This is a genomic window from Gemmatimonadales bacterium (genome assembly GCA_030697825.1).
In the GTDB taxonomy this organism is placed as follows: Bacteria; Gemmatimonadota; Gemmatimonadetes; order Gemmatimonadales; family JACORV01; genus JACORV01.
Genome location: JAUYOW010000005.1, coordinates 1 through 4,026, shown reverse-complemented (window position 1 = coordinate 4,026; position 4,026 = coordinate 1). Strand labels below are relative to the sequence as shown.

Annotated in this window: 8 protein-coding genes; 6 read left to right on the top strand and 2 right to left on the bottom strand. The window is 67.7% G+C overall.

Annotation, left to right across the window (positions count from 1 at the left end; translation table 11 throughout):
- Positions 1 to 355 (top strand): DUF4173 domain-containing protein (locus Q8Q85_00195; GenBank protein MDP3772668.1); only part of this gene is annotated, 355 nt, incomplete at its 5' end.
- 60 nt (positions 356 to 415) lie between these two features.
- Here Q8Q85_00195 and Q8Q85_00190 read toward each other — a convergent pair.
- A complete protein-coding gene (locus tag Q8Q85_00190; GenBank protein ID MDP3772667.1) occupies positions 416 to 1,432 on the bottom strand; it encodes a MoxR family ATPase in 1,017 nt (338 codons plus the stop codon).
- Between the two features lie 109 nt (positions 1,433 to 1,541).
- On the opposite strand from Q8Q85_00190, the gene Q8Q85_00185 reads away from it, so the two are divergent.
- From Q8Q85_00185 to Q8Q85_00165, 5 genes are all read left to right on the top strand, one after another.
- Positions 1,542 to 1,844 (top strand): hypothetical protein, encoded by a 303-nt coding sequence (locus tag Q8Q85_00185; protein ID MDP3772666.1) that lies wholly within the window; start codon positions 1,542 to 1,544, stop codon positions 1,842 to 1,844.
- 47 nt (positions 1,845 to 1,891) lie between these two features.
- Positions 1,892 to 2,119: a type II toxin-antitoxin system VapB family antitoxin gene (locus tag Q8Q85_00180; GenBank protein MDP3772665.1), complete on the top strand. Its 228-nt coding sequence runs from the start codon at positions 1,892 to 1,894 to the stop codon at positions 2,117 to 2,119.
- Entirely contained in the window at positions 2,116 to 2,505 is a 390-nt protein-coding gene (locus tag Q8Q85_00175; GenBank protein MDP3772664.1) for a PIN domain-containing protein, read from the top strand. Before Q8Q85_00180 ends, Q8Q85_00175 begins: the two co-directional genes overlap by 4 nt.
- A 67-nt stretch (positions 2,506 to 2,572) precedes the next feature.
- A complete protein-coding gene (locus tag Q8Q85_00170) occupies positions 2,573 to 2,800 on the top strand; it encodes a CopG family transcriptional regulator (GenBank protein ID MDP3772663.1) in 228 nt (75 codons plus the stop codon).
- 3 nt (positions 2,801 to 2,803) lie between these two features.
- Complete coding sequence (locus tag Q8Q85_00165; protein ID MDP3772662.1) at positions 2,804 to 3,244, top strand: PIN domain-containing protein; 441 nt, start codon at positions 2,804 to 2,806, stop codon at positions 3,242 to 3,244.
- 11 nt (positions 3,245 to 3,255) lie between these two features.
- Here Q8Q85_00165 and Q8Q85_00160 read toward each other — a convergent pair.
- Positions 3,256 to 4,026, bottom strand: a 771-nt coding sequence (locus tag Q8Q85_00160) for a hypothetical protein (GenBank protein MDP3772661.1), incomplete at its 5' end; no start/stop codon positions are given.

Below are 4,026 nucleotides of genomic sequence, written 5' to 3'. Positions count from 1 at the left end.
GTTCGGCGCGGTCGTCACCGGGTTCGCGACGCTCGGGGCGCTCAACCTGATGAACCCGGACGGGATCGTGGTGCGCGTCAACGTGGGCCGGACGCCCGCGGACGGGCGGTTCGACGGCGGGTATCTCGCCACGCTGAGCGCGGACGCGGTGCCCGCGCTGGTCGCGCGCCTGGCCTCATTGCCCGCGGAACAGCGATGCGACGTGGCCCGCCGGCTGGCGCAGCGCGGCGACCGCGACGCGGCGCGAGACTGGAGAAGCTGGAGCGTGGCGCGGCATCGCGCCGAGCGCGCCTTGAGACGATTGGATCTCGTTGGTCTGAAGTGCAGCCGAAGCGCTCGCGCTAGCGCCGGGTGAGCGCCCGGATCAGCTGGGCCCCGTGAACGGTGACCGAGGGTACCGCGATCTCGCGGCGGGCTAGGTCCGCGCCACCTTCATCACATCACGCACGATCTCGTCGGTCTTCTTCCCCGCCGCCTCGGCGCTGAAGTTCACCACGATCCGGTGCCGGAGCACCGGTAACGCCACCACGTCCAAGTCCTCCAGGTCCGCCATCGGCCGGCCGTCCATCGCCGCGCGCGCCTTGGCGCCCAGGACCAGGTACTGCGACGCGCGGGGGCCCGCGCCCCACGACACGTACTCCTTCACGACCTCCGGCGCGAGCGGGTCCGCCGGCCGGGTCATCCGCGCCAGCTTCACCGCCGTTTCCACCACGATCCTCGGCGCGGGGACGCGCCGCACCAGACGCTGGAGACGGATCAACTCGTCGGCCGCCAGGACGGGCTGGATATCCGAAGCGACGTCACCGGTCGTCCACTCGACGATCTGCTCCTCCTCCGCGCGCGACGGATACCCGACGTGCAACTCGAACATGAACCGGTCGAGCTGCGCTTCGGGGAGCGGATAGGTCCCCTCCTGCTCGATCGGGTTCTGCGTCGCCAGCACGAAGAACGGCTCGGCCAAGGTGTATGTCTCACCGCCCACCGTGACCTCGTGCTCCTGCATCGCCTGGAGGAGCGCCGCCTGGGTCTTGGGCGGCGTGCGGTTGATCTCGTCGGCGAGGATGATGTTCCCGAAGATGGGTCCGGGCACGAAGCGGAACGCGCGCCGTCCGGTCGTTAGGTCCTCTTCGATGATCTCCGTGCCGGTGATGTCGCTGGGCATGAGGTCCGGCGTGAACTGGATGCGCGAGAACTTGAGCGCCAGCGCGTCCGCCACCGACTGGATCATCATCGTCTTGGCGAGACCCGGCACGCCGACCAGCAGCGCGTGACCGCGCGCCAGGACGGCCATGAGGATGCCGTCGAGCACTTCGGTCTGGCCCACGATGCGGCGGCCCACCTGATCGAGTAGCAGCCGGCGGGAGTCGGCCAGCCGGGCAAGCAACGCCACGTCGTCGACGGGCGTTTCGAGGTGGAGCGGGTTCGCGGCCATGGACCGGTAGGTTACCCCGCCGGGCCGCCACGGGTCAATTCGCAATCAAATGATACGGGGTGCCGAAAAAGGATGATGGACAGCGTGGCTTCGGTGCTAGCATGGAGACGTGCGAACAGAAACGCTGTTGACACCGCTCCTGCCTGAGCCGGATCCGCGCGCCGGCGACAGCCCGGAGCACGACCGTCTCCGGCAAGCGCTCCGAGCCGACCCTGCGCTGGCCGGCCGCGTCGCGCGCGAGCAGGCGGGGACGATCGTGCTGACCGGTCCGGACGGAGGCCCGCCCCCCGCTAGCCTGAAGGAGCGGCGTCGGTGGGAGCTGCACGTACGGCTGCGCCTGGCGGCTGAACTTGGCGAGGCTGCGGCGGCACAGGTGTCCGTTGGGTGGGCTGACTCGGGGGAATGCATATGACTCGCCCTGCATTGACATCTGAAAGCATACGAAATAGTGTTGTTAGTATGCGCACGACGCTCGATCTTCCCGAGGACCTCGTGAACGAGGTCAAGGCCATCCTGGGCTTCAAGTCGAAGACGGACACCATCGTGTTCGCCCTGACCGAGATCGTCCGGCGCGCGAAGCGGCGGAAGCTCATCGCGATGTTCGGCAAGGTGAAGATCGACATTGATCTCGACAAGTCGCGACGGCGGCCGGGATACCGCATGAAGCGGATCGAGGGGAATGGATGATCTGCGCCGACACCTCCGTGTGGGTCGAGGTACTGCGGGAAGAGATGGGCCCGACGGCCCTGCACTTCGCCGAACTGGTGGAGGCCGACGAGGTGGTCGTGCCCGCGCCAGTGCGCATCGAGATTCTCGCTGGGGCGCCCAAGCGTGAGTTCGCGGAGCTGGTTGACGGCTTCAGCGGAATGAAGGGGTTGGTCCCAGGGCAAGCCACGTGGGAGAAGCTCGAGGCCTGGGTTGGCGAGGCCGTGGCGGCCGGGGAGCGATTCGGCCTCGCGGACCTGCTGATCGGGGCGATCGCCGCCGAGCACGGCGCGAAGGTGTGGTCGCTGGACGCGGATTTCGCGCGGATGCAGAAGCTGGGATTCGTGGAGCTTTACGCCGCGCCCTGAAACCGCCCGTCGGGATTCCGCACCATGGCGCTTGACGTATTTTCCTACGTCCCATATGTTTTTCCATATGAAGACGACGCTCATGATCCCGGATCATGTCTTTCGCGAGCTGAAGCGGCGCGCTGCTCGGCAGGGCGAGACGCTGTCTGCGGTCGTGGCCGAGGCGCTGCGCCGCGGGCTCGCCGAGCCGGAGGGCGCCGCCGAGCCGGCCCCCCTGCCGGTTTTCCGGATGGGAAGGCCCAAGGTGGACCTGGCGGACCGGGATGCGCTGTACCGTGCCATGGATGGTGTCTGACGAATGTTCGTCGTCGACACCAACCTGCTGCTGTACGCGGTCAACCCCGACGCCCCGGAGCACGAGCGGGCTGTGGCGCTGATCGAGACGTGGCGCCGTGGCGAGCGCTCCTGGTTCGTGACCTGGAGCATCGTCTACGAGTTCCTGCGGGTGAGCACCCACCCGAGCGTCTTTCCCGATCCGCTTGACCTCGAGGCGGCCCAGCGGTGGATCACCGTGCTCCTGGAGGGGAAGCGTTCGGGGATCCTGGTGGCGACGGACCGCCACGCCGCGGTGCTGGAGCAAGTCGTCGCGCTGCACCCGCGGTTACGCGGCAACCCGGTGCACGACCTGCACATCGCGGCCCTGATGAAGGAGCATGGCGTCCTGGAGATCCGCACGGCCGACGCCGACTTCCACCAGTTCGACTTCCTGCGAGTCGTGAATCCGCTCGCGGGTTCCTGAGGCTCGGAACTCTACGCCGCGCCCTGATACCGCCCGTCGGGATTCTGTAGTACCTCACCCATCACCAGCAGGATGTCCAGGTGCCGGCGCACGATGTCCGCCTTGGCGCCGGTGAAGCGCGCCGCCAGATCCTCGGCGCTGAGCGCCTCCTCGGCGACCAGACGTTTAATGGCGCCGATCTGGCTGATGACGTCGGCGGGCCAGGCGGGCCGCTTGGCCTTCTTCGCGGCGGCCGGCGCGGCATCCGTCAGGCCGAGGGCGGCTTCGGCGGCGGGGAGGTCCTTGCCGAAGCGGGCGATCTGGTAGTCGGGGCGCAGCCACCGCACCTTGCCGGCCTTTTCTTCTTTCAAGCGTTCATCGTGCAGCGCGACCAGCCGCTCCAGGATTTCGTCTTCCTCGAGCGGCCACTCCCAGCCGTAGGCATTGGCGACCAGGGCGTCGAGTTCGTGGTGCAGGTCCTTGAGGACGCCGCAGGCGGCGATCTCGTGGATCTTGCGCTCTTTCTCGGTGAGCGCTTCGCCGCTCTTCAGTTTCTCCACGACGTTGTACATCCCGGTCATGGTGACGACTTCGTCGCGTTCGATGGCGGCCTTGCGGTGCGCGTCGAGCTTCTCGGCCACCTCGCCGATCTTGGCGTGGAGGGCTGGTGTTGGGTTGGGAAAGGGAAAGGAGTCGAAGCAAACGCCCTTGTTGTATCGCGGCCGATCCTCCAGTGTGCCGCCGGCTGCAAGTGCCCAGGTCACGTGCGCGGATGAACCAAGCACACCGAGCCAGAAGGGGTC

Excerpts from the sequence above, each read along its gene's own strand:
- Q8Q85_00190 (MDP3772667.1), bottom strand. The coding sequence starts at position 1,432 with ATGGCCGCGAACCCGCTCCACCTCGAAACGCCCGTCGACGACGTGGCG.
- Q8Q85_00180 (MDP3772665.1), top strand. The coding sequence starts at position 1,892 with ATGCGCACGACGCTCGATCTTCCCGAGGACCTCGTGAACGAGGTCAAG.
- Q8Q85_00175 (MDP3772664.1), top strand. The coding sequence starts at position 2,116 with ATGATCTGCGCCGACACCTCCGTGTGGGTCGAGGTACTGCGGGAAGAG.
- Q8Q85_00170 (MDP3772663.1), top strand. The coding sequence starts at position 2,573 with ATGAAGACGACGCTCATGATCCCGGATCATGTCTTTCGCGAGCTGAAG.
- Q8Q85_00165 (MDP3772662.1), top strand. The coding sequence starts at position 2,804 with ATGTTCGTCGTCGACACCAACCTGCTGCTGTACGCGGTCAACCCCGAC.